The organism is Millionella massiliensis, assembly GCF_900104655.1.
GTDB classification, from domain to species: Bacteria; Bacteroidota; Bacteroidia; order Bacteroidales; family Rikenellaceae; genus Rikenella; species Rikenella massiliensis.
This window is the reverse complement of record NZ_FNWD01000002.1, coordinates 732,881-757,834: the sequence shown is the minus strand read 5'-3', so window position 1 is coordinate 757,834 and position 24,954 is coordinate 732,881. Positions and strand designations below refer to the sequence as shown.

Annotated in this window: 12 protein-coding genes; 9 read left to right on the top strand and 3 right to left on the bottom strand. The window is 56.6% G+C overall.

Annotated elements, in window-relative coordinates; genetic code table 11:
* Positions 1-38: 38 nt before the first annotated feature.
* Complete coding sequence (locus tag BQ5379_RS03110; RefSeq protein ID WP_235846028.1) at positions 39-2,375, bottom strand: beta-galactosidase; 2,337 nt, start codon at positions 2,373-2,375, stop codon at positions 39-41.
* Positions 2,376-2,700: 325 nt separating this feature from the next.
* A complete protein-coding gene (locus tag BQ5379_RS03105) occupies positions 2,701-3,594 on the bottom strand; it encodes an AraC family transcriptional regulator (RefSeq protein ID WP_071134086.1) in 894 nt (297 codons plus the stop codon).
* A gap of 95 nt (positions 3,595-3,689) precedes the next feature.
* On the opposite strand from BQ5379_RS03105, the gene BQ5379_RS03100 reads away from it, so the two are divergent.
* The 9 genes from BQ5379_RS03100 to BQ5379_RS03060 all read left to right on the top strand — a co-directional run bounded on the left by BQ5379_RS03100 (position 3,690) and on the right by BQ5379_RS03060 (position 23,060).
* Positions 3,690-5,009, top strand: a complete 1,320-nt coding sequence (locus tag BQ5379_RS03100) for a glucosidase family protein (RefSeq protein WP_235846027.1) — start codon at positions 3,690-3,692, stop codon at positions 5,007-5,009.
* A 777-nt stretch (positions 5,010-5,786) separates the two neighbouring features.
* On the top strand, positions 5,787-8,030 hold the full coding sequence (locus BQ5379_RS03095) for a DUF5703 domain-containing protein (RefSeq protein ID WP_143039378.1): 2,244 nt from the start codon (positions 5,787-5,789) through the stop codon (positions 8,028-8,030).
* Between the two features lie 19 nt (positions 8,031-8,049).
* The gene (locus BQ5379_RS11270) at positions 8,050-10,287 is read left to right on the top strand and encodes a glycoside hydrolase family protein (protein WP_071134084.1); all 2,238 of its coding nucleotides are present in this window, start codon (positions 8,050-8,052) and stop codon (positions 10,285-10,287) included.
* A gap of 147 nt (positions 10,288-10,434) precedes the next feature.
* Complete coding sequence (locus BQ5379_RS03085) at positions 10,435-13,062, top strand: glycoside hydrolase family 31 protein (protein WP_071134083.1); 2,628 nt, start codon at positions 10,435-10,437, stop codon at positions 13,060-13,062.
* A 209-nt stretch (positions 13,063-13,271) separates the two neighbouring features.
* Complete coding sequence (locus tag BQ5379_RS03080; protein ID WP_071134082.1) at positions 13,272-15,029, top strand: class I mannose-6-phosphate isomerase; 1,758 nt, start codon at positions 13,272-13,274, stop codon at positions 15,027-15,029.
* A 75-nt stretch (positions 15,030-15,104) separates the two neighbouring features.
* Positions 15,105-16,205 carry an ROK family protein gene (locus BQ5379_RS03075; protein ID WP_071134081.1) on the top strand — a complete coding sequence of 367 codons (1,101 nt, stop codon included), beginning with the start codon at positions 15,105-15,107 and terminating at the stop codon, positions 16,203-16,205.
* Between the two features lie 33 nt (positions 16,206-16,238).
* Complete coding sequence (locus tag BQ5379_RS03070; RefSeq protein WP_143039377.1) at positions 16,239-18,593, top strand: GH92 family glycosyl hydrolase; 2,355 nt, start codon at positions 16,239-16,241, stop codon at positions 18,591-18,593.
* Between the two features lie 246 nt (positions 18,594-18,839).
* Positions 18,840-20,000 carry an MFS transporter gene (locus BQ5379_RS03065; protein WP_071134079.1) on the top strand — a complete coding sequence of 387 codons (1,161 nt, stop codon included), beginning with the start codon at positions 18,840-18,842 and terminating at the stop codon, positions 19,998-20,000.
* A 162-nt stretch (positions 20,001-20,162) separates the two neighbouring features.
* The gene (locus tag BQ5379_RS03060) at positions 20,163-23,060 is read left to right on the top strand and encodes a glycoside hydrolase family 38 C-terminal domain-containing protein (protein ID WP_071134078.1); all 2,898 of its coding nucleotides are present in this window, start codon (positions 20,163-20,165) and stop codon (positions 23,058-23,060) included.
* A gap of 402 nt (positions 23,061-23,462) precedes the next feature.
* Here the strand turns inward: BQ5379_RS03060 and xylE are convergent, their stop codons facing one another.
* Entirely contained in the window at positions 23,463-24,890 is a 1,428-nt protein-coding gene (gene xylE / locus BQ5379_RS03050; protein ID WP_071134076.1) for a D-xylose transporter XylE, read from the bottom strand.
* Between the last annotated feature and the right edge of the window lie 64 nt (positions 24,891-24,954).

Here is a 24,954-nt window from a genome sequence, read left to right as displayed (position 1 = left end):
GATACCAATGCTTCTGATTTTCATAGTTCCCGGGGTATTTATTTTCGTACTTCGGCCGCGTCGGCATATGGGGCGATCTCCATGGCCTGGATTTTGGCTCCGTTGGCGGTTTGGCGCAGTCCCAGCACCAGTACATTCTTGCCGAAATTGAGCCAGCATTCGGGCAGGTAGAATTCACGCTGCGGACCGGCTTCCCAGTGGCGGCCGATGTTGTGGCCGTTGAGCCACATGTAGCCGTTACCTGAGGCCTGGATGCGAAGCAGCCACGGAATCCAGACCGATGGATCGTTTGCGGGCAATGCGAATTCCACCCGGTACCAGGTGAAGAGTCCATCCGGCGTGGCGTGGGGTTGCACGTTGTTGCCTTTGCGGGGAATGTCGCCGGTGCTGTCCAGCGTCACGGTCTGCCAGTCGGTCGGTACGAATTGCGGTTGGTGCCAGCCCAGGGTGATGCCGGCGGCATCTTTGGCACACGACCACTCCAACGGATGGGTCATGGCGCTTTCGGTCACCGAGAGGCCGCCTTCGCGGATGCCGGCCAGCTCTTCCATCGGCACGTAGCCGTGGGCGTGTCCCAGATTTTCGTAAACGACGAGGATTTCGTTGTTGCCCGATTTCAGCAATCCGTTGACGTCGAATCGGTTGTCATATTCGTCGGGACGGATGCGTTCGAAGCATTGGCGGGTCGTCCAGGTCTGCGCGTCGGCCTTGTCGGGATAGAGCCGCGGAGCGGGATGTCCGTTGACCAGTACCGACACGATGTCACGGGTGAACATGTTGAAGAGCAGGTATCTTTCATCCTTGGCCTGCTGTGCTGTGAGGTCGAACTGCGCCCGGTAGAGGTTGTAACGGAAATCATTGACGTCCAAATCGGAAAGCGATACCAGACGGGGCAGCAACTGCCAGCGGGCCTGGTCGTAGGCATCCTCTTTCCTCAGCACGGAGGTGATGCGAACGGGGGCCGGAAGGTGGGCGGGACGTACTTTGGGTTGGGGCTCTCGGGGCCACCACTCGCCTTGCGAGGGGCGTTTGCCGGCGGGGATGACCAGCACCTGGCACCCCAGTGCGGGCAGGTCGTATTCCACTTCGAACGCAGGAATGGAGGTCGAGTCGCTTGGGGCGGTGGCTGACGAGGTGATCAGCACTTTGCGGCCGTTCTGGTCGATGTTGTACATCGGGGCGGTCGGCCGGCTCATGCGGCCGGGGTTCAGCGTCACACGACCCTTGAGCGGATGGTCGGGATCGGTGTTGTGCAGGAAGACGAAGCGGGTGCCGTCGACGGCGATCCGAAGGCCGCCGAACAACTCTTTCGGGGCTCCTTCCAGTTCGCAGGGGCCACCGGTCGAGCGGGTCAGTTGCGGGGCGAAGGTGTGAATGAAATCGCCCAGAGCCTGCGCTTCGTAGTATTTGGGGCCGACGGCTCCGCTTTCGCGGATGGCGGCGTTGTAGTCGTAGCTAGTGGTCATACCGCGTGCTCCCCATCCGGCAAAGTGGGTACCGCCAAAGAACATGTAGTAGTTGATACCGGTGGCGCCGCCCAAAATGGACATCAGGCCAATGGCTTTGAAGTGGCGTTCGTCGGAATAGTGGTCTTCGCTGAGGGTGCCGGTCACGAGCGAGAACCAGCCGCCCTGAAGTTCGGTGACGAATCCGGGGGCGTCGGGCTGGCTGCGGCGCAGGTCGGACATGCGGTGGGCGCAGCTGGGGGCGTCGGACAGACCGACGTAATAGTTGTCGCAGTCGAACACCTGGGATAACTCGGGATCCTGACTGCCGCGGCATTCACCGGTCAGACAGGTGAAAACCGGGACGTCGAACCCGTTGCGGCGCACGGAGCGGTAGAGCTCTTTCAGGAAACGATCCTTGCCTTCGCATCCGTGGGCGTTGTATTCGTTTTCGATTTGGATCATGATGATCCCTTTGGACCCTTTAGGTTTACGGGTGATCTGTTCGTCGGCCAGCTCTTTGCACACGGCGTCGAACCAGTGGACGCACCAGCGGATGTGTGTGGGGTCGGCGCTGCGTAGCCACAGTCCCTGATGCTGTTCGGGGCGGAATTTGGCCAGCCAGCGCGGATAGGCACCGCCCGAAAATTCGGCGCAAATGAAGGGACCGGGGCGGACGATGGTATAGAAGCCGAATTCGTCCTGAGCCATGGTCAGCCAGCGACGCAGGTCGGAAAAGTCGAAGTGGGTGGTGTCTTCCGGGCTGCTGGGCATGGTCCGTTCGTGCCAGTTCCACGGGACGTAGGTCTCCACGGTGTTGAAACCGGCCTCTTTGATGCGGCGGAAACGGTCGCGCCACAACGCTTCGGGACAACGGAAATAGTGGAATGCGGCACTATATATAAAGACATCTTCTCCTTCGATGGTCATACATGAGCCGTCATAGCGGATTCGTTCCGGATGGGCGAATTGTTTTTCGATGTTTTTTCCGGATGCCTCTGTCGGCGTCTCGGCGGCCCGAACTGCCGGAAGATTAAACAGAGGTAAAAACAATAAGAAAATGGTTAAAATTCGGTTTGGGCGTATCATTGTGCAGGAATTAAAATGATATTCTGAATACAGTAAGACTGGGTAGTTTATCTTGTTAGTTTACAACAAGATAGAGCACAAATGTATATAGAAATGTGAATTCGTCAAAAAAACGAAAGGAGAAATTTTGGAATAGCGAAGGGGTGATACGGACGTGGCGACAGGGTTAGCGTCCGATCTCCTTGCGGCGGTAGTGGGACGGCGAGACGCCCATGATTTTCGAGAAGGAGCGTGAAAAGTAGGCTGGTTCGTCGAATCCGAGCAGGGGGGCGATCTCGTTCAGTTTCAGGTTGGTCATCTCCAGGTATCGGCAAGCCTTCTGGATCTTCAGGCGCAGAAAATAGTTGATCGGCGAGACGCCGGTTTCGCGTTGGAAAAGGGTCGAAAAGTGTGACGGGGAGTATTTGAAGTACGAGGCGAGCTGTTCGAGGGTCAGGCGGTGCTGGACGTTTTCGTGCATGTATCGGATGACTTTTTCGGAGAAGGTCGTGTCCTGTCCGGCATTGGCCGTCAGAATCGATCGGTAGGGCTCCAGACAGATGAACGAACCCAGAAACTGATAGAGGCACAAAGAGGCGTAAAGCATGTATTCCCGGTGATGGGCTTGCGAAAAGGCGTGATAGATCTCTTCGAAGAGTTGCAGGCGGTCCTGTAGCCGGGAGTGTTCGCCGGGGGTGATTTCGCGTGGATTGGGCGATGCCGGCAGGAATTGACGGCTGGTGTGGCCCTTGAAATGCAACCAGTAGATAGTCCAAGGATCTGTCTCGTCTGCGCCGAAGGCGTAGGGGGTGTCGCTCGGGATCAGCAGGTATTCGTCCTGGTGGACGGGGTAGGTGTGGCCTTCGATTTGGTACCACCCTTTTCCCTCGGTGCAATAGATCAGCATCATGTAGTCACAACCCTGTTCCTTGCGTACATAATGGTATTTTACGCGGGGAAAATAGCCGATTTTCCGGGGGTAAAGGTTCCCGATCAGCGGATCCTGGCTGTACGTTTCGAGCAGGCTGTCGGACAGGGATACGAATCGCTCATTTTTGAAACCTTCTTTAATTCTGACCATCGTATGAAATCGTAAGATTGTATAAGTAAATCAAAACATAAATACACTCTAGTCTAACTAAGATACACTATTTTCGTGAATCAAAGAAATTTTGTATGAAAATTAAGTGGAACCGTCTGTTTTTTGCCGGAATGGCGGGGTGTATCTGCTGTGCCTGTGCTACGCAAACTCCTGAAATGCAACTGGCCGAAACGATTCTCGGCGATTCGACGCTGATACGGGTCGACAGCATGGCCCGAAGTGTCATCCGTCAAGGATTCAATGCCGGCAGTGGATATTCTCAGATCTGGGCCCGGGATATGAATACCTTTATCGAAACGGCTTGTGAGGAGAACGACCCCGCGCAGCTGCGACAGGCCATTCTGCTCTTCTTTGCCCTTCAGCAGCCGAACGGTGAGATGATCGACGGGTATGTGCTCAAACCCGACTTTACGTGGCACGACGATACGCCATACTATTCCGATGCCGCGCCCGACCATGTCGCTTTTAAAAATACGGTCGAAACGGACCAGGAATCTTCGTTGATACAGATTGTCGGCAAGTATGTGGACAGGACGGGAGACAGTACCATTCTGTATGAATCGGTTGCCGGACGCACTGTGCTCGAACGGATGGACGAGATGGTGGAGTACCTGTTGCGGGAGCGTTTCGACGAGTCGCACGGTCTGCTCTTCGGGGCGATGACGGCCGACTGGGGCGATGTGCAGCCCAACGATGATTTCGGGTGTGACATGAACGAACTTTCGGTGCGGGCCATCGATGTGTACGACAATGCGATGTTTCTGATTGCGTTGGACCATTTACAGGCCCTCACGGACGATCCCTACGTCCGGAACCGCTATGCCGAGTTGCATGACCGGATCGCGAAAAACGTGCGAACCCATCTGTGGGATACGGAGTTACGCAAATTCCGCCCCCATGTCTATATTGATCCGTCGCCCGTGCCCGAGGAGTTTGACGAACGGCAGGTACATTATCACGGCGGTACGGCGGTGGCCATTGAGGCCGGATTGCTCTCCGAGGAGGAGATTCGGACGGTCAATGCACAGATGCTCGAAAACGTACGTCTCTCGGGGATGCCGAGTATCGGGCTGACGCTCTATCCGCCCTATCCCGAAGGGTTTTTCCACGGCGGCATGGCGCAACCGTATGTCTATCAGAATGGCGGAGACTGGACCTGGTTCGGCGGCCGCATGATTCAGCAGTTGGTGGCCAACGGAATGGTGGAGGAGGCCTATGCCGAGGTGCGTCCCATGATCGACCGTGTGCTGGCCAACGGTGGTTTTTACGAATGGTACGGGATGGGAGGTGTGCCTAGCGGTAGCGGTCAGTTCAAAGGTTCGGCCGGTGTGCTGGCCAAGGCGATCGAGATGATGCGGCAGTGGGCCGAAAAGCAGGTGGCCGACAATCAATAACTCTTCGCGAGAGTGGATGGAGAGGTGAAAGTCCGGACGAAGAGGTTTGGAGAGCTAGGAAAAGTAGGCAATGGGTGCGGGCTGTAGGTTCGGTAGTAATAAAGTCGAATGGGAACATGGGAGCGTTGTTTAACCGGGAAAGTAGGGGCAGGCTTGGAGAAAACGTATCTGTTGTGTATGCGGTGGGGAGGGGCGATCTAAAAGCGGCAGGGAGCGGTGAACGGGGGAGAGTAAAATCAGTGCAGGGAATGAGTGTGAAGGGTTGTTGTCTTTTGAGGGGTTTTTCGAAGGATGATCGGTTTGGCTTTTTGGAGGCAAAAGAATTTGGAAATTTGGTTCCAAATTTTTAACTTGCTGAACCACATTATGATAAGGATTTGTATCAAACTACAATAAGATCGTCTGTCGGAATGTGATTGGAAAAGTGATTGTGGCGGCTAAGGGTGAGTGAGTTGCGAGATGAAAGGGATGCGTTTCCGGTTCCGATCCGACAGTGTACATAACACAGTAATGGGTTCCTGCGGAAAGTTATGACAGGGCTTCAGTGAAGCGAAAACATGAAAACAAACGGGGCGCGTGTAAATCGACGGATGGCAGGAAAACTTAGTGTGCTTTGTGTGTAAACCGAACGTACTTTGTGTTGTGTAGGTGCTAGAATGGCGTGGAGAGGGCGAGTCACACATCATCAGGTACGCAAAAACAGCGCGGAGAGTACGGAGGGAAGACAGACTGAAAACGACAAAGAGTTGTAACCCTTTAGATAAAATTTTTTGACTCATGAAACATAATCTGTGGCTTGCCGCGCTATGTGCCGCGATGCTCCCGGCATCGGTTTGCGCCCAATCGGACGTGGTCAACCGTTATACGGTGAATTGGGAGACTCCTTCCGAAAACGCCTCCGGCTCCATGCCGATCGGCAACGGTGAAGTCGGGGCCAACGTATGGATGGAACCCAATGGAAATCTGGTGTTTTACCTCTCCCGGACCGATTCCTGGGCCGAAAACAGCGCCCTGTACAAGGTTGGGCGGCTGCGCGTATCGCTCTATCCGTTCCCCGAAGGAGGCGACGTGTCGTTCCGTCAGTTTCTGAACCTCGAGGAGGGGAAAATCGAAATCGAAGTCGGCAACCAGCAGCAAAAGGTCGATCTTGACTTCTGGGTCGACAGTCAGTCGCCCGTGGTGTACCTTCAGGGCGAGTCGACCCGTCCGGTTCAGGTCACCGTGTCGTCCGAAATCTGGCGCACGCAGGCCCGTCTGCCGCAGGTCGACGAGCGGGCTTTTGCCGTGCAGCGTTGTCCGCACGACTCCCTGCTTACTGAATATCCCGACCGAATCGCTGACCGCGGGGACCGGTTGATCGTCTATCATCGCAACGAACACTCGATTTACCCCTTCACGCTGCGTCATCAGGAGTTGGCCACCGAAGAGAACCTGAAACACGACCCGTTGATGCACCGCACGATGGGATATGACGTGGCCGGTGAAGGATTTGTCAAATTAACCCCGACCCTGCTCGGCAGCAGTGCGCCTGTCGAAAGTTTCGGGTTGAAGATTGCCGTGCTGACGGCTCAGACCGATACCGAGCAGCAGTGGGTCGATCGCATTGAGCAGACCCTGGGCAATGCCGCTTCGTTCGAAGCATCGGCCGACCGTACCGCCTCGTGGTGGCGTGCCTTTTGGGACAAAAGCTACGTCACGGTCACAACCCCCGACGGCAAGACCGGCGATCGGTTGACCCAGGCCTATATTCTGCAAAACTGGAAAAACGCTTGCGGCGGTCGCGGCAACTATCCGATCAAGTTCAACGGTTCGATCTTTACGGTTGATCCGGTCTATACCAACGGGAAAGCCTATAATCCCGATTACCGGGCCTGGGGAGCCGAATACTGGTGGCAGAATACCCGCCTGATGTACCATCCGATGCTGAAAAGCGGCGATTTCGACATGATGCGCGTTTTGTTCCGCCACTATTTCTCGAACCTGCCGATGCTCAAACGAAACGCCGAGGTCTTCTTTGGAGCCGAGGGTGCCGTGAATCCCGAGACTTCGACCATCTACGGAACCTTCACCAATCGTGACTACGGCTGGGATCGCTCGGAACTCAAAACCGGAGAGATCGAAAATTCCTACGTTCGCTACTACTGGAGTTCCGGTTTGGAAATTGCGGCGCTGATGTACGATTATTATCTGTACACCGAAGACCGTGCCTTTGCTGCCGACACGCTGGTGCCCATGGCACGCGAAGTGCTGAAATTCTACGACTCCTTCTTCCCGCGCGACGATCAGGGGCTTCTCCGTATCACCCCGACCCATTCGCTCGAAACCTATTGGGACAATGTGGAAAACGACCTGCCCAACGTAGCGGGGCTGCACTATGTGCTCGACGGGCTGATGAGCCTGCCTGAAGAGCTGACTTCGGCCGAAGACCGTCAGCGATGGAGCGCCATGCAGCAGATCCTGCCGTCCGTGCCTACCCGCGAGGTGGAAGGCCAGACCGTTTTTGTCCCGGCCGAAAAGTTCGGGACTAACCGTACCAATATGGAGGCTCCCGAACTCTATGCCATTTTCCCGTTCCCGCTTTGCCACGTCGGCACACCGGACCTGAAGGTCGGCATCGAGAGCTACAATCGACGTATTCTCCACAACACGACCTGCTGGTGGCAGGATGGACAGTTGGCCGCCCGTTTGGGGCTGACCGACGAGGCTCGCGACAATGTGCTGGCCAAACTGCAGAACAGCCATCCGAACCATCGCTTCCCCGTATCGTGGGGGCCGAACAACGACTGGACGCCCGACGAAGACCACGGTGGCAACCTGCTGACCACCCTTCAGGATATGATTCTGCAGAGTTACGGTGAATCGATCTACGTACTGCCGGCCTTCCCCAAGGATTGGAACGTGCGTTTCAAACTCTATACACTGGGGAATAATACCGTTACCGGAGTGTACGAAAACGGCAAATGGGTCGAAAAACCGACGCTGGGCCACAAATCGAAACAGAAAATTCGTTTGAATCACTAATCCAAACCAAAATATATCAATGAAAATCAAACAGATGATATGGTTGCTTGCCGCTTCGGCCCTGTGGTGCGAAGCGACGGCCGCCAGCCGGATCGTCCCGGCAGTCCGTTACCATCGGGAGGGACAGGTTGTCTCGCGTACCGATTTTGACCTCCAGAATCCGACGAAAACCGACGCGAACGGTTGTCAATGGCAGTTGACCGTCGATCAGCAGCCTGTGCCCGGCGACGCCTCGGCGCAGGATTATACCTTCACCTGGGAACTCAAGAGCGGTGAAGCCAAAGATGTTTCGTTCGCCGTCGATTTCCAGTTCGACGGTTGGACCCCGGACAATTATGTCTTCGTGCCCGCCATCGTATATGATGGGAACCGATTCGATGTGAAAAATATCGGTTATCCTCCTTTCTGGTACGAGCCGAGCGAGTGGCGGCTCGATATGCCCACCACCACGACCGTACAACCCACGCTGGGTAAGAAGGATGCCGCACCTTCGCGGATCGAACTGACCTCGGGTAATGCCTCGACTCCGCTGATGGCCTTCTTCTCGGCCCGCGATCGTCGTGCCTGGATGGTGCAGACCAATCAGGGGAACCAGCTGGGCGACTATGGACTCTCAATTGCGGAGAATGACGACCGTTCGCAGGCCGTCTTCTCGATTCTGGCGCCCGTGACTCGTACCGGCAACATGTCCGACCTGCCGGCCAACGTCAAACAGGGGCAGCAGGTGACGATTCGTTGCCGCATGTACGATTTCAAGGCCAAACGGCTGAACGATATGATGAGCCGCTTTGTGGACGTTCGCAAGACGTTCAACGAGAGCCAGTCGCACGAGGTCGTTCCCTACAGCCACGTGTGGAAACTGATGAACAACCTTTACCAGACCCGTCGCTGGGACGATCGTATCGATATGTACTGGTTGAGCGACGTACGCGAGAGTGCTTCCTGGAACTTTGTATGGCAGTTGGGTTGGTGCGGAGGCGGACAAAGTACGCTTCCCATCCTACTGAAAGGAAACGATAGCGACCGTCAGCGTGCCATGCGCAATTTGGAGGCTATCTACAGCCGTACGCAAACTCCGGCCGGCTTCTTTTATGCCTACGGCGACGGAAAAGAGTTCTATGGCTTCGGTTATTTCAAACCCCTGGAAAACAATGTGACGATGGTTCGCTCGCAGGGCGACTGGCTCTATATGTCGCTGCAACAGCTCAACCTGCTCGAATCTCGCGGAGAAAAGGTCAAGGAGAGCTGGAAGGAAGGCAGCCGAAAACTGGCCGATGCGTTTGTGGGGCTGTGGGATCGGTACGGTCAGTTTGGTCAGTTCGTGAATGTCGAAACCGGTGAACTTCAGGTCGGTAACTCGACGGCCGGTGCCATCGTTCCGGCAGGTCTTGCACTGGCTGCTGCCGCCTATGACGAACCGCGCTACCTGGAAGTGGCCTGCGAAGCCGGACGTAAATATTATCGCGACTATGTGTCGAAAGGATACACGACCGGCGGTCCGGGCGAAATCCTGTCGGCTCCGGACAGTGAGTCGGCCTTTGCGCTCTTCGAAGCCTACACCGTGTTGTACGAGGCCACCGGCGATAAGGAGTGGCTCACCTACGCTTCGGAGCTGCTGCCTATCTGCGCCAGCTGGACCGTATCCTACGATTTCAACTTCCCGGCAGAATCGAGTATGGGGCGGATCGGTGCCCGCTCGTGTGGAGCCGTGTGGGCCAGCGTGGCCAACAAACATGGAGCTCCGGGTATCTGTACCTGGTCGGGCGACTGTCTGCTCCGTTATTATCGTGCCTCTGGTGACAGCCGTGCGCTGGAACTGCTGACCGATATTGCCCACAATCTGCCTCAGTATGTCAGCCGCGAAGAGTGTCAGATCGGAAGCATGCCTCCGGGTGGAATTTGCGAGCGCGTCAACCTGAGTGACTGGGAAGGTAAAGGCGGCGTTGGCGGCAGCATCTTCGGGTCCTGCTCCTGGTGCGAAGTGGCTACGATGCTGACCGTGACCCAGTTGCCGAGTATTTACGTGCAGACCGACCGTCAGGTAGTGGCCGTATTCGACCAGATGAAGGTCGAACACCGGAAGAGCGAAAACGGACGGATGGTGCTCACGATCACCAACCCGACCGACTATCCGGCCGAAGTGACCATCTGTGCCGAAACTTCGAAAGAGGCTCGTAAAACCCTGATGAAGGCTCCGTTTGCCAACCTGAAAACTATTCAGTTGGGTGCTGGCGAATCACAGGAAGTTGAAATTTAGTACGAATCAAAAAGTGAGGACAACGACCGGGGACGAGCAGCTCATCTCCGGTCGTATGCTGCCAGAAGTTCCGATCGAAATGTATGTGACGGAGCGTCAGCAGGGACTTAGGGGCGATTGTCGTCCGCTCCAAAACGGTAGTACAGCATGAAAATAAAATGGATGGTATGTGTTGCCGCCTTTATCTGTGGTGGCAGCCTGATGGCGACGGCGGAACAGGTCCGCTCGTGGAAACAACGGGGTCGGGTTGTCGAAGTGACAATGACCGACGGTAAACTGCTTGTGACCCCCATGGCGCGTAATGCCATTCGGATCCAGTATCTGCGCAGCAATGCCGCCGCAACGCTGCCCGAGTTCATCTTCCTCTCGCGGCAGGACAGTGTCCCGTATCGGGTTGCGGAAAACGGGGCGGTGCTGGAGGTTGCTACGCCGGCACTGCGGGCCTGTATCAACCGTGAAGAGGGGCATATCGTCTTTCGGGACAGCACGGGCCGTGTTCTGTTGGCCGAGCAGGTCGACGGGCGGCGGGTGCAGTCTGTCGATGTGCAGGGCGAGTATGGTTACGGCATCGAACAGCGGTTCGAATCGCCGGCCGACGAATACATTTTCGGTACCGGCCAGTTTCAGGACGGTTACCTGAATATTCGCGGTCTGACCCGGCGGCTGACCCAGCTGAACACCCAGATTTCCATCCCGTTCATTCTCTCGAGCAAAGGGTACGGTCTGTTGTGGCACAATTACGGGTTGACTTACTTCAATCCGGCGGATAACAAAGTGATTTTGCGAAACATGCAGCAGGCCGGAGAGTCGGAAACAGTCGAAGTGACCACCACGGAGGGGACCAAACGCGAAGTGCGTCGGGCCAATCTGTTTCAGGGGACCCTTCAGGTCGACGAAGCTGGAACCTATTCGTTGCTGATGGATGTGGGGCAGTCAATGGCTCGCAAACATCAGGTCCGTGTCGATGGTCAGCCGATTGTGGAGGTCAATAACATTTGGTTGCCGCGGACGACCTCGTTTTTGATCGATTTGGAGGCAGGATCGCACGATATACTGGTTGAATCCGAGGCGGGTGACAAACCGGAGGTATTTTTCCGGAAAGTGACCGATGAGACGGTATTCCGTTCGCCTGTGGCCGACGGAATCGACTATACGGTCTTCAGCGGTCGGGGTGACGAGGCGATTGCCACCTATCGCCACCTGACCGGTGATGCGCCGATGATGCCCCGTTGGGCATTGGGCTATGTCCACTGTCGTGAACGGTTCAAAACGCAGGACGAACTGCTCGGCGTGGCCCGTGAATTCCGCAAACGCGAGCTGCCCGTCGACCTGATGGTGCAGGACTGGATGTATTGGGGACGCTACGGTTGGAACGCGATGAAGTTCGACGAACAGAACTATCCCGATCCGGCCGCCATGGTGCGTGAACTGCACGACATGGATATGCGGCTGATGCTCTCCGTATGGTCGAAGATCGACCGTACCTCCGAGGTCGGAAAAGGTGCAGCCGACAGCAGTTTCTATATTCCCGGCACCGACTGGATTGACTTTTTCAACTCCGATGCGGCCGGTTATTACTGGCGCAATTTCAGTCAAAACCTGTTGAAACTCGGGATCGACGCCTGGTGGCAGGATGCCACGGAACCCGAAAACGACGACTTGATGGGGCGGCGGGTCAATGGCGGTCGTTGGCCCGGTGAAAAGGTGCGCAATGTCTATCCGCTGTTTGTTTGCCGGACCGTTTACGAGGGGTCGCGTCGCGATACGCCAGAAAAACGGACGATGATTCTGACCCGCAGCGGATTCTCCGGCATGCAGCGTTATGCCGCGGCCACCTGGTCGGGCGACGTGGGCTACGATTGGGAAACATTGCGTCGACAAATTGCCGGAGGACTCAATTATATGGCATCGGGGCTTCCCTGGTGGACCTATGATGCGGGAGGTTTCTTCCGTCCCGGTGGACAGTATGACGATCCGGCTTACCACGAATGTTTCCTGCGCTGGTTCCAGACGGCCACCTTCCTGCCGTTGCAACGTGTCCACGGGTTCGGTACGGACACCGAATTCTGGAATTTCGGCGACACGGTGACGCAAGTGGCCAACCGCTATCTCGATTTCCGTTACCGGATGCTTCCGTACACCTATTCCGAGGCGGCCGCCATTACGTTCCGCGGCTCGACCCTCATGCGCCCCTTTGTGATGGACTTTGCCGAGGATGAACAGGCGTTGCGCTGCCGCTATTCCTATATGTTCGGACCGGCGCTGCTGGTGGCTCCGGTGGTCGAACCGAACGTGACGCAGTGGGCGGTCTATCTGCCGAAGCCTGCGGCCGGGTGGTACGATTTCTGGACGGGCGAACGGCTTGGTGCAGGCCAAACGGTTGAAGTTCCGGTTACGGAAGCGAAAATCCCGATCTTTGTCAAGGCCGGTTCGATCCTGCCGCTTGGCGAACCGAAGCAGAGCACCGCAGAACGTCCGGACGACGCGTGGGAGATCCGTATCTATCCCGGAGCCGACGCACACTACACCATTTATGAGGACGAAGGTACCAACTACAACTATGAAGAGGGTCATTATGCGACCTATGACCTTTCGTGGGACGACGACAAACAGGTGCTGACGATCAGTGACCGCAGCGGTTCGTTCGACGGAATGGTGGCCAAGCGCAAACTGAACCTGGTTAAGGTCGGCACCGGAAAAGGTGTCGGAATGGAGCAGGGTACGGTCGATCGCACGGTGACCTATTCCGGTCGTGCGATGCGCGTGCGCCTCTAATTCCGTTTGTCCGGTGGCCTGTGTTTCCTGGAGTTTGGAAATCGGCCAGTGGTGGTCCGTCGAAGGTTTGAATCGTGCGGGTGCCCGAATGAAAAATCGAACGTAAAACCCAGTCAGAGAAAGCCCTTCGGAGCGTCTCCGGACTGTCCGAAGGGAATGTCTCTGGCCTGTAATGATATAATCAGCCTGACAAAAATTGCTTGAAAACCATGCAAACGAATCGAGAATCGAATTACGATAAATATCCGGCCACACGGCTCGATGCAACGCTTTGGAAAGGATGGGCAGCCATCCGAGACGAGATCTCCCGCAAAATTCAGAGTCTCCACAGGGAGCGCTGTGTGGTGGCGATCGAATGTTATCAGGGGGTGTACCACGAGGAGCTCGAACCGGAGCTGAAAGCGCTGGAACCGATCCGTTGGTTCAACACCGCCGAGCTTTTCAAACCGGTCGAAGAGATCGAACGGATGACCTATCCATACGTTACGGACGACCGGTTGTTCGGCTTCCGGGCCCGTTTCACCTATGCCGATTTTCTGGTGGGCGAGCGGGTCGAGGCGCTGCGCAGTCAGTTGCGGGAGGCCTCCGGGGTCTCGATCGTGTATGGTCACGGTGCCGCTTATGTGGCTCCGGACGCCGATCTGATCCTCTATGTCGATATGGCACGCTGGGAAATTCAGCAACGTTCGCGACGCCACGAAGTGTGCGGCCTGGGGGTCGAAAATCGTGACGAGGGGGCCTCGTACCATTATAAACGTGGCTATTTCGTCGACTGGATCGTTTGCGACGGACTGAAAAAAACGCTTCTCCCCAAGGCCGACTACTGGCTCGATACCCATCAGTCTGGCCAGCCGAAAATGATCACGGGGGATACCCTGCGCAGCGGGCTGGACAAAACAGCCCACCAACCGTTCCGTGTGGTTCCCTTCTTCGATCCTGCGCCCTGGGGCGGACAGTGGATGAAGTCGGTCTGCGGACTCGACCCCGAACCCGACAACTACGGCTGGTGTTTCGACTGCGTTCCGGAAGAGAACAGCCTCTACTTCGACCTGGGCGGTGTGCTCTTCGAGATGCCCGCCAACAACCTGGTCTTCTATCGGACCCGCGAATTGCTGGGAGGGCCCGTCGAATCGCGGTTCGGTCAGGATTTCCCGATCCGTTTCGACTTCCTGGACACCATGGGCGGCGGAAACCTCAGCCTGCAGGTTCACCCCACCACGCAATATATCCGCGATACGTTCGGCATTTATTATACGCAGGATGAGAGCTACTACCTGCTCGATGCCGAGCCGGGTGCGACCGTGTTCCTCGGTCTGAAAACCGGGGTCGATCCGCAGGAGATGATCGGTGCGCTGAACGAGTCGCAGCAGACCGGACGGCCGTTCGATGCCGAGAAGTACGTGAACCGTTGGCCCGCCCGGAAACACGATCACTTCCTGATACCGAACGGTACGATTCACTGTTCGGGTGCGGGGGCCATGGTGTTGGAAATTAGCGCCACGCCTAGTATCTTTACTTTCAAGCTTTGGGACTGGGGACGGCTGGGACTCGACGGGCTGCCCCGTCCGATCAATATCGGTCACGGCTCGCACGTCATCCAGTGGGAGCGGCAGACCGAATTTACCCGTAACCAGCTGGTCAATCAGGTCACTCCGGTGGCTGAAGGCGAAGGATGGCGCGAAGAGCGTACCGGGCTCCACGAGAACGAATTTATCGAGACCCGGCGCCACTGGTTCACCGCTCCCGTCGAACACCACACGGATGGCGGCGTGAACGTATTCAATCTGGTGGAGGGCGACGAAGCGATCGTCGAGAGCCCCACCGGAGCATTCGAGCCGTTTGTGGTTCACTATGCCGAAACGTTTATCATTCCGGCCTCGGTGGGAACCTACACCATCCGTCCCTACGGTCGTTCGGAGGGCCGGCAGTGCGGGACCATCAAAGCCTACGTCCGTTTTCGAAACTAACCCCTTCCGTGTCAGGAACGTTTCGGTATTTACCGGGGCAATCCGGCACGGAAGTAAAGACTCACGAATAAAACCATGGAAAACAACGAATTGATTATGACACTGGATGCCGGGGGAACCAACCTCGTTTTCTCGGCCATCTGTCGCGGCGAAGAGATCGTCGAACCGGTTCACATGCCCTCATCGACCGATGATCTGGAGGGGTGCCTGCAAACCATCGTAGCGGGATTCGAAGCCGTCAAACGGCTGTTGCCCGCTCCGCCTACCGCCATCAGTTTTGCCTTCCCCGGCCCGGCCGACTACGAAGGCGGGATTATCGGCGGCAACGTCCCTAATCTCAAGGCCTTCCGGGGTGGAGTGGCACTGGGGCCCTTCCTCGAGGAGCATTTCGGGATCCCGGTCTTTATCAACAACGACGGGAACCTCTTTGCCTATGGCGAAGCGCTGAGCGGCATGCTGCCCGAGATCAACGCACGGCTGGAGGCGGCCGGTAACCCGAAACGCTATCGCAACCTGCTCGGGTTGACGCTGGGAACCGGTTTCGGCAGCGGGGTAGTCATCAATGGCGAGCTGCTGCGCGGCGACAATCAGGTCGGCGGATGTATCTGGTGTCAGAGCAACAAGAAATATCCGGAGTATATCGTCGAAGAGAGCGTCAGTATCCGTGCCGTGCGCCGCGTCTATGCCGAGCGTTCAGGCGATACGACCGAACGGACACCGAAGGAGATCTTTGAAATCGCCGAAGGAATCGTGCCCGGCGACCGCGAAGCGGCCGTTGCGGCATTTGCCGAGTTGGGCGAAATGGCCGGCTACGCCATCGCGGCGGTCATTACGGTGGTCGACGGACTGGTGGTGATCGGCGGCGGTCTGTCGGGAGCAGCGAAGTATATCCTGCCGAGCCTGATGAAGGAGTTGCGCACAACCACCGGTATGATGGACGGAACGCGCTTCAGTCGGCTCCAGATGACCCCTTACAATCTGGAAGACCCGGACGATATGGCTGCATTCCTCGAAAATTCCGCAACGAAAGTGACCGTCCCGGGCACCGACCGTGAGGTGAACTACGATACGGCTCGCCGCATCGGCATCGCCATATCGCGTCAGGGCACCAGCCGTTCGATTGCTTTGGGAGCCTACTGGTTTGCGATCAACCAACTCAATAAATCGAAGAAATAAGAGCCGGGAAAAGGACCCGTTTCCATGCGTACCATGAAAAACAGATACCTAGTTTCATTGTGTGCCGTTGCCGCGGCGATGCTGACGGCCTGCGGTTCGTCGTCGCAACAGCAGGATCAGGAGGAACTTTCACAATATGTTGAACCACGGATTGGAACAGCCCACTGTCGGTGGTTTCACTTTACGCCCGGTGCGATGCCTTTCGGGATGGCTAAACCCGGCCCGGCGACCAATGGTAGTTTGGGAAATAAAACAGGTTGGGAAGCAACCGGTTATGATTATCGAGACAATTCGATCGAAGGTTTCCCCTGTCTGCATGAGTTTCAGGTGGGCGGTATTGTGCTGATGCCTACCAGCGGCGAGCTTGTGACCGTTCCCGGCCGACCGGACGACAGCGTGAAGACCGGTTACCGCTCCCGTTTCGACCGTCAGAACGAAATCGCCACAGCCGGTTACTACTCCGTGCTGCTGGATGATTACGGCATTCGGGCCGAAGTGACCGCTACACCCCGTGTCGCCTTCCAACGTTATACGTTTGAGCAAAGCGAAGGAAATCATATCCTGTTCGACATCGGGAACCGGCAGGGCGAGAGTGGCCCCGTGCGGGATGCTTCGGTTACGTACACAGAAGACGGACGTGTCGAAGGGTGGGTGATCACCGAACCTATATACGTACAGAAATATCAACCCGGAGCAGTCGTGCCGCTCTATTTCTCGGCTGTGCTGGATGCCGAGCCAGAGGCGTTCGGGGTCTTCCATGGTAACCGACAGGAGGCTGGTGTACGCCAGGCGAGTGGTGTCGGAGCCGGACTCTATCTGACCTTCGGTCCGGCGGCCGGTAAGGTAATTACGGCCAAGGTGGGTCTCTCCTACACTTCGGTCGAAAATGCCCGCCTGAACCTGGACCAGGAGGCTTCGGCCCTGACCTTCGATCAGGCCCGTGAACAGTCGCACGCCGCATGGGAAGAATATCTGGGACGCATTCGGGTCGAAACAGCCAACCGTGACGACAAAGTCAAATTCTACACCGGTCTGTACCACGCCCTGTTGGGCCGCGGTCTGGCCAGCGACGTGAATGGAGCCTATCCGCGTCACGACGGCAGTGTCGGACAACTCGAAATGAAGGCCGGCAAACCGGTTCACAACCTTTACAACACGGACGGTATCTGGGGCGGACAATGGAACCTGGCTCAGGTTTGGGCGCTGGCCTACCCGGAATATATGTCCGACTACATCAGCAGCCACCTGCAGATCTATCGCGACGGGGGATGGCTGGCCGACGGTGTGGCCAACAGCCGCTATGTCTCCGGGGTGGGTACCAACCTGCTCAGCACGGTCATTGCCGGAGCCTATGCCTGCGGCATTCGCGATTTTGATACCACGACTGCCTATGAAGCCTGTCTGAAAAACGAACTGGATGGCGAAAACCGCCCGCTCGGTGCCGGTAAGGTCGATACCCGGGAGTTCGTGCAGTACGGTTATGTGCCTCACCGCGATCAGGGCGAAGGTCCCGCCGAAGCCTTCAAGTTCTCGGCCTCGCATACGCTGGAGTACTCGTACAGCGCCTGGGCCGTGGCCCAATGGGCACGGGAGCGGGGCGACATGGCCCGATATGAGCAGCTGATGGACCTCTCGAAAGGGTGGGAACGTCTCTACGATACCACCTGCAACTTTGTCCGTCCGCGGCTGGCCGACGGAACCTTTATCGAACCGTTCGACCCGATGCAGGTATGGCGCGGATTCCAGGAAGGGAATGCCTGGCAGTACACCTTCTACGTACCGCACGATGTTCCCGGACTGGTTGCCAAAGTAGGAGCAGAGGTCTTCAACGCTCGTCTGGACAGCATCTTCACCCTCTCGCGTGAGAAGATCTTCAGCGGCGGCACCCAGATTGATGCCTTTGCCGGATTGCAAACCCTGTATAATCACGGTAATCAGCCCTGTCTGCATATTTCGTGGCTCTTCAACGAAGCCGGTCGGCCGTCGCTGACCCAGAAGTGGGTGCGCGCCATCCTCAACGAATTCTACGGTACGGACGGTATCCACGGTTACGGTTACGGACAGGACGAAGACCAGGGACAGCTTGGTGCCTGGTACGTAATCTCGTCGATGGGGTTGTTCGACGTGAAGGGGCTGACCGGTCAGGAACCCTCCTTCGGGTTGGGCGTGCCGCTCTTCGACAAGATTACGATCCGTCTGAACGGCGATTACTATCCCGGTCGGGAGTTTGTCATCACCACCACCGGTAACGACGGTCAGCATCCCTATGTCTCGGAATACCGCCTCAACGGAGAGACGCTGCATGGCGTTCGCCTGCCTTTCTCGAAAGTGGCTGCGGGTGGAAAACTCGAGATCCAACTGGGTAGCGAACCGAAAGACAACTATTGATAAAATCCATTTCGGAAACAGGGCCGGTCGGGACAGAAACGGTTGAAACGTCATGGTGCGACGTCGGTAGGCGACCGTTTCTCCGGCCGGCATTCTGTACCGAATGCGGCGAACACCGTTCCCTCTTTGTCGAACAGCATGCCTCCTTCACACGGCGGATACAGGCCGAGGGTGGGACGGAAAGTTGGAGGGCAAAGGTGAAAAGAACGTTGGGGCCGACTTGTCTTACGATTGAAAACGAATACAATGGAGAACAATACGAATAAAACCTCCTCCGGGGGCGTGATTCTGCCGATTCTGTTCGGCTTTTTCGTCATGGGGTTCGTCGATGTCGTCGGCATCGCGACCAACTATGTCAAGCAGGACTTTGCGCTCTCCGACACACTGGCCAACCTGATCCCGATGATGGTATTCCTCTGGTTTGCTGTCTTCTCGATTCCCACCGGCCTGCTGATGGGGCGTATCGGACGACGCAATACCGTTGCCTGGGCGCTGGTGGTCACCATCGGAACGATGCTCCTGCCGCTGTGTTGCTACGATTTCGGAGTGGTGCTGGTCGCCTTTGCCCTGCTCGGTATCGGAAATACGATGCTGCAGGTGTCGCTCAATCCCATGGTGGCGGCTGTCGTTGCGCCCAAGCGCATTACCAGTGTGCTGACACTCGGACAGTTCATCAAAGCGATCTCCTCGCTGCTCGGTCCGGTCATCGCCGGCGCCGTGGCTGCACTGTGGGGCGACTGGAAGTGGATCTTTGCCGTCTATGCCGTCACTACACTCCTGTCGCTGCTCTGGCTGTTGCTGGTCGTACCCGCCGACAGCAAACCCGATACGCAACGGACCGGTTTCCGTACCGTCTGCTCGCTGTTTCGCGACCGCTATATCCTGATGCTTTTCCTCGGGATTCTCTTCATCGTTGGGGTCGACGTGGGGCTCAATACGACCATCCCAAAACTGTTGATGGAGAAGCTCGACATGCCGCTCGATGATGCCGGCCTCGGAACCAGCCTCTACTTCCTGGCCCGAACAGTCGGGTCGTTCATCGGGGCTTTTGTGCTGGCCCGTGTCGCTTCCGACCGTTTCCTGTTGTACAGCATGATTGTCTCCGTGGTTGCATTCATCGCGTTGCTTAGTCTCGGTTCGCTGTGGCCCATGGCGGCCATGATCGTGATTGTCGGGCTGGCCTGCGCCAACGTCTTTTCGATCCTCTTTGCTTTCGCCCTGCAACACATGCCCGAACGCGACAATGAAATTTCGGCCCTGATGATTATGGGCGTATCGGGCGGAGCGCTGATTACCCCCGTGATGGGCGTACTGGCCGATGCTTTCGGACAGGTGGCTGCGCTGTCGCTGCTGCTGGTCTGCATGGCTTATCTCGGCGTGATTGCCCTGAAAGTCAAAAAGCACTGACGTGGTAAGGCGAGGGGCCGTATAGGAGCGATGTACTCGTGCTCGCCTCGGCTGTGACGGGATTCCGACGAAGTCGGGGTTTCGGCGGATCAAGGTACAACTGAGTGAGTTGTACTGAGTCTGTAATAAAGTGAATTTTAAACCAATAACACTAACCCAAATATGATCAGAAGAAAAATAGGTGCTCTGCTGTTCGCATCGGTCCTTTCGTCGGCCGTGTATGCGGATGTGAGGCCCACGACGGTCGATTGTGTGGTGCGTCCGGTGTACGGATACCGCGCAGACGGTACGCCCGGCCGTATCGTGAAACTCAAGCTCAAAGGCACGGAACTGAACGGTGAACTGAAAATCGATGTGGTGGCCAAAGGGGCCAAGGAGAGCAATCGGTTCACGATTGCGGCTCAGGATTCGACCGAGCTGGAACTGATGTTGCCCTCGACCCTGCCGACCGACCAGTCTACGGTGGTCACGCTAATGGTGCGCGGCAACGGGCCGACCCTCAAACGGCAGATCAACGTGTCGCCGATGCGTCACTGGAATGTCTATCTCTATAACCACGCCCATGTGGATGTAGGATATACCAACACGCACAAAAATGTTGAGATTCTCCACAAAACTAACGTCGTCGAGGGGATCAAACTGGCTGAAGAGACCAAAAACCATCCCGACGGGTCGCGTTTTGTATGGAATCCCGAAGTTGGATGGCCGATCGAGCGGCTGTGGGAGTCGCGTCCCGAGTATCGCGACACGCTGATCAATGCCATCCGCAAGGGGCAGATCTGTGTGGACGCCAGCTATCTGAACCTCAATACCAGTACCTGTTCCGACGAGGAACTGTTCCATGTCTTTCGCTTTACGCGCCTCATGCAACGCCTGAGCGGGCAGCCGGCCGATGTGTTCCAGCAGTTCGATATTCCGGGCATGTCGTGGGGATTGATTCCCGTCATGGCTCAGGAGGGGGTGCGTTACATCATCTCGTGGCCGAACTCGGATCGTGCCGGTCATGCTCATAAGAACCTTGACGGAAAACCCTTCTGGTGGGTCGGTCCGGACGGTAAGTCGAAAGTTCTGTTTTTCCAGCCAGGTCAGTATGCCAATAGCGGTAGTATGACCAAAGGGGGAACGACCGGGCGTCCGTGGTTCGGACAGCGTGACCCGAAAAAAGTACCCCCGGTGATCCGTACCGGCAGTGCCAACGTTGATTTCACGGGCAAACTCGAAGCGATGGAAAAAGAGGGCTATCCGTATGATTTTGCAGTCCTCTCGTGGTCGCTGTGGGACAATAACCCGCTCGATGCGGATGTGCCGTTTGCCGTGAAGGAGTGGAACGAAAAGTATGCCTACCCGAAAATCCGTATTTGCGGCGGGCATGAAATCATGTCGATGATCGAAGAGAAGTACGGCGATCAACTTCCGGTCGTAACGGGCGACTATACCGAGTACTGGACCGATGGTTTGGGTACGGCGGCCGATCTGACAGCCCGTAATCGTCGGGCCAAGGAGCGTCTGGTGCAGGCCGAAACGGTATGGTCGATGTTGGCCGGCGGGGCCAAGGCTCCGCGTGCCGATTTCGACGAAGCATGGCGTTATATCCTGCTGGGGTCGGAACACACCTGGTGCTTTGAAAATCCCACTGAGCCTTATTTCCAGGATGCTATCTGGAAGGTGAAACAGGCCTATTTCCATGAAGCGGAGGATCGCTCGATCGATATGCTGAACGAGTCGCTGGCTCCGGCTACCGAGAAATCGAACGGTGCGCTGGGACCCAAAGAGGGACCGGCCAACGGGGGAATTGCGGTCTTCAATACCCACTCCTGGCCCCAGAGCGGTGTGGTGCGTCTGTCGGCAAGCGAAAGCCTGAAGGGCAACAAAGTAGTCAATGAAAAAGGCGAGGAGGTGCTCGCTCAGCGTCTCTCGACCGGTGAACTGCTCTTCTTTGCGGCTGATGTTCCTGCGCTGGGATCGCGTCATTTCCGCGTGGTCGAAGGCGAATGCAGCCTTACGGGTCCCTGCCGTATCGACGGAACGACCCTTGAAAACGGGGCTCTGAATGTTCATATCGATCCGGCTTCGGGTAATCTGGTTTCACTGACGAAAAAAGGTGCGGATTATAACTATATCGACCAGGGTGCCAATACGTTTGCCTGGCTGCCGGCCAATGAGGATGCACCGCGAGGCGATACGGTCGTTTCGGTCGAGGTGGTGGAAAATGGTCCGCTGGCGGTTGAACTCCGCGTTTCCTCCAAAGCGCACGGTTGCCGAAGCGTTTCCCGTTCGGTGCGCCTGCTGGCCAACCAACCGTGGGTCGAACTTTCGAATGTTGTAGACAAACTGCCCTGGGTAGCCAAGGACGGTATCCATTTCGGCTTCTCGTTCAACGTACCGCAGGCGCAGACCCGGGTTGATATCCCCTGGGGGGTCATGGAGGTCGAAAAAGACCAGTGGCCGCAGGCAAACCGCAACTGGCTGGCCATGCAGCGCTGGCTGGATGTCTCGAATGCGACCCATGGGGTGACCTGGTGCTCGCTGGATGCTCCGTTGTTCGAGTATGGCGGTCGTCATGCCAATATCGCTATGGGATGGGGTAGTCAGGGTAACTGGATCGAACGTCTCGATCCCAGCGCCACGGTCTATTCGTGGGTGATGAACAACCACTGGCATACCAATTTCCCGCTGACTCAGGATGGTCCCGTAGAGTTCCGTTACCGTCTGTTGCCGCACGATGGCTACGATGTGGTGGAAGCCAACCGGTTTGGGATGGAGCAGGCACAGCCGCTGGTTTATGTCACGGCTGATAAAGATCCGCAGGTACAGGCTGTGGTTGGAATCGACAACCCGAAGGTTTATTCCACGATCGTGAAGTCGCTCGATCGTGACAATGCTCTGATTGTCCGTCTGCGTTCGGTGTCGGATAAGGCTGAAAACGTGACGGTGTCGTTCCCCGGGAAAAAACCGGCTCGTATGGCTGTTTGCGAACTCGAGGAGGTAGCCGGTCAGCAGACTGATGGTCGGCTGACGTTGGATCCGTATGGAATGGTTACATTACGCCTCGAATATTAGTGAGCGATAGGCTGTTGTTTAAGAAACGCCCGATTTGTCTTACGGCAAATCGGGCGTTTCTCTTTGGGCGGGCTTTTTTCTCAGATGAAACCGTTCATCGACTGCCCTGCGCGGGCGGCGTCCGCGTGCTCGCGGTGGAGCGGGCGATACTGCGTATCGCTTATGTTGTTAGGAACTTCTCTGACGGAATGCCCGAAGGCACCGTGCTCGCGGTGGAGCAATGAGTGGTATTGCCTCTAACACACGAAATCGCGATAGTCAAACTGTAACCTTATCGTGTTTTTTACATGACATTCGGCTAAGAATACGCGGTGGTTAAGAAAACAACATCCCTCTTGCATCACAAGTACGCAAGAGGGATGTTGAGCGTTGACCGGAATTTTCAGCCGAAAACGTAACTCGTTACTTGGTCTTCGGCGGGAAAAGATTGTTCATCTCTTCGAGGGTTTTTCCTTTGGTCTCGGGTACACACTTCCAAATGAACAGGGCCGAGAGAATCCCCATCAAACCGTATACCCAGTAGGCAAAACCGTGATGGAAGAGGTCGTTCAGATAGGTCGATTTGTCCATCATCGGGAAAGTCCAGGATACCAGGTAGTTGGCAATCCATTGGGCGGCAACGGCGATGGCCATGGCCTGTCCGCGGATTTTGTTGGGGAAGATTTCGGCCAGCAGCACCCAGCAGACAGGACCCCAGCTGACGGCAAACGATGCCGTATAGGTCAGCATGGCGATCAGGGTGGTCAGACCCATGTGCTGCGTGTAGAACGAGAAGCCCATGGTCAGCGTACTGATGGCCATACCGAGGCTACCGATGATCATCAGCGGTTTGCGGCCGAAGCGATCGACGGTGAAGATGGCCAGCACGGTGAACGACAGGTTGATGATTCCGACGATGATGGTCTGGGCCAGTGCTCCGTCAGTGTTCATACCCATGTTGCGGAAAATCTCGGGCGCGTAGTAGAGGATAACGTTGATCCCGACGAACTGCTGGAAAACCGACAGCAGCACGCCGATGATGATAATCCCGATACCGTAGGTGAGCAGACGCGATTTACCGCCGCCGTGGATTGACTCTTTGATGCTGGCGATCTCCTGTTGGGGGTCGTAGCCGGTCACTTTGGTAATGATGCTTGCGGCTTTGGCGTCATGGCCTTGCATCACCAGCCAGCGGGGACTTTCGGGGATGAAGATCACCAGTACGAACAGCAGTACGGCGGGGATGGTTTCCGAGAGGAACATCATACGCCAGCCGGTGGTGGTGATCCAGCTTTCATCGCCGCTGAGGGCGATGCCGTAGTTGACGAAGTATACGACCAGCATACCGAAGATGATGGTAAACTGGTTCCAGGAGACGAGGCTGCCTCGTTTGTCGCTGGGTGCCATTTCGGCGATATACATCGGGGAGAGCATCGAGGCCAGGCCGACACCGACGCCGCCGATGATTCGGTAAATCACAAAGTGGGTCGCGAACGCTTCCATGGTTCCGCCGTCGTAGTGGAATCCCATTTCGGGGTAGGCCGAACCGACAGCCGAGACGATGAAGAGGATGGCGGCGAACAGCAGGCTCCGTTTACGGCCGAATCGGGAGGCCATGAAGCCTCCGATCATACTGCCGATGACACAGCCGATCTGTGCGCTCGACACGAGGAAACCGAGCAGCGAGCTGGCGGCGGTTTCGCTCAGGTGAAGAGGTTCTATGAAATTGATCCCCAGATATTTCACGGTGCCGGAGATGACGGCCGTGTCGTAACCGAACAGCAGACCGCCGAGGGTGGCTACCAGCGTGACGAATATCAGGTAGGGGTTGGTCTTTGATTTAGGTTCCATTCGCAGAGAGTTTTAGGTGTTTGGGTAGGGGCGGAAAACAGGACGAATGGAAGGGGACGTCGAA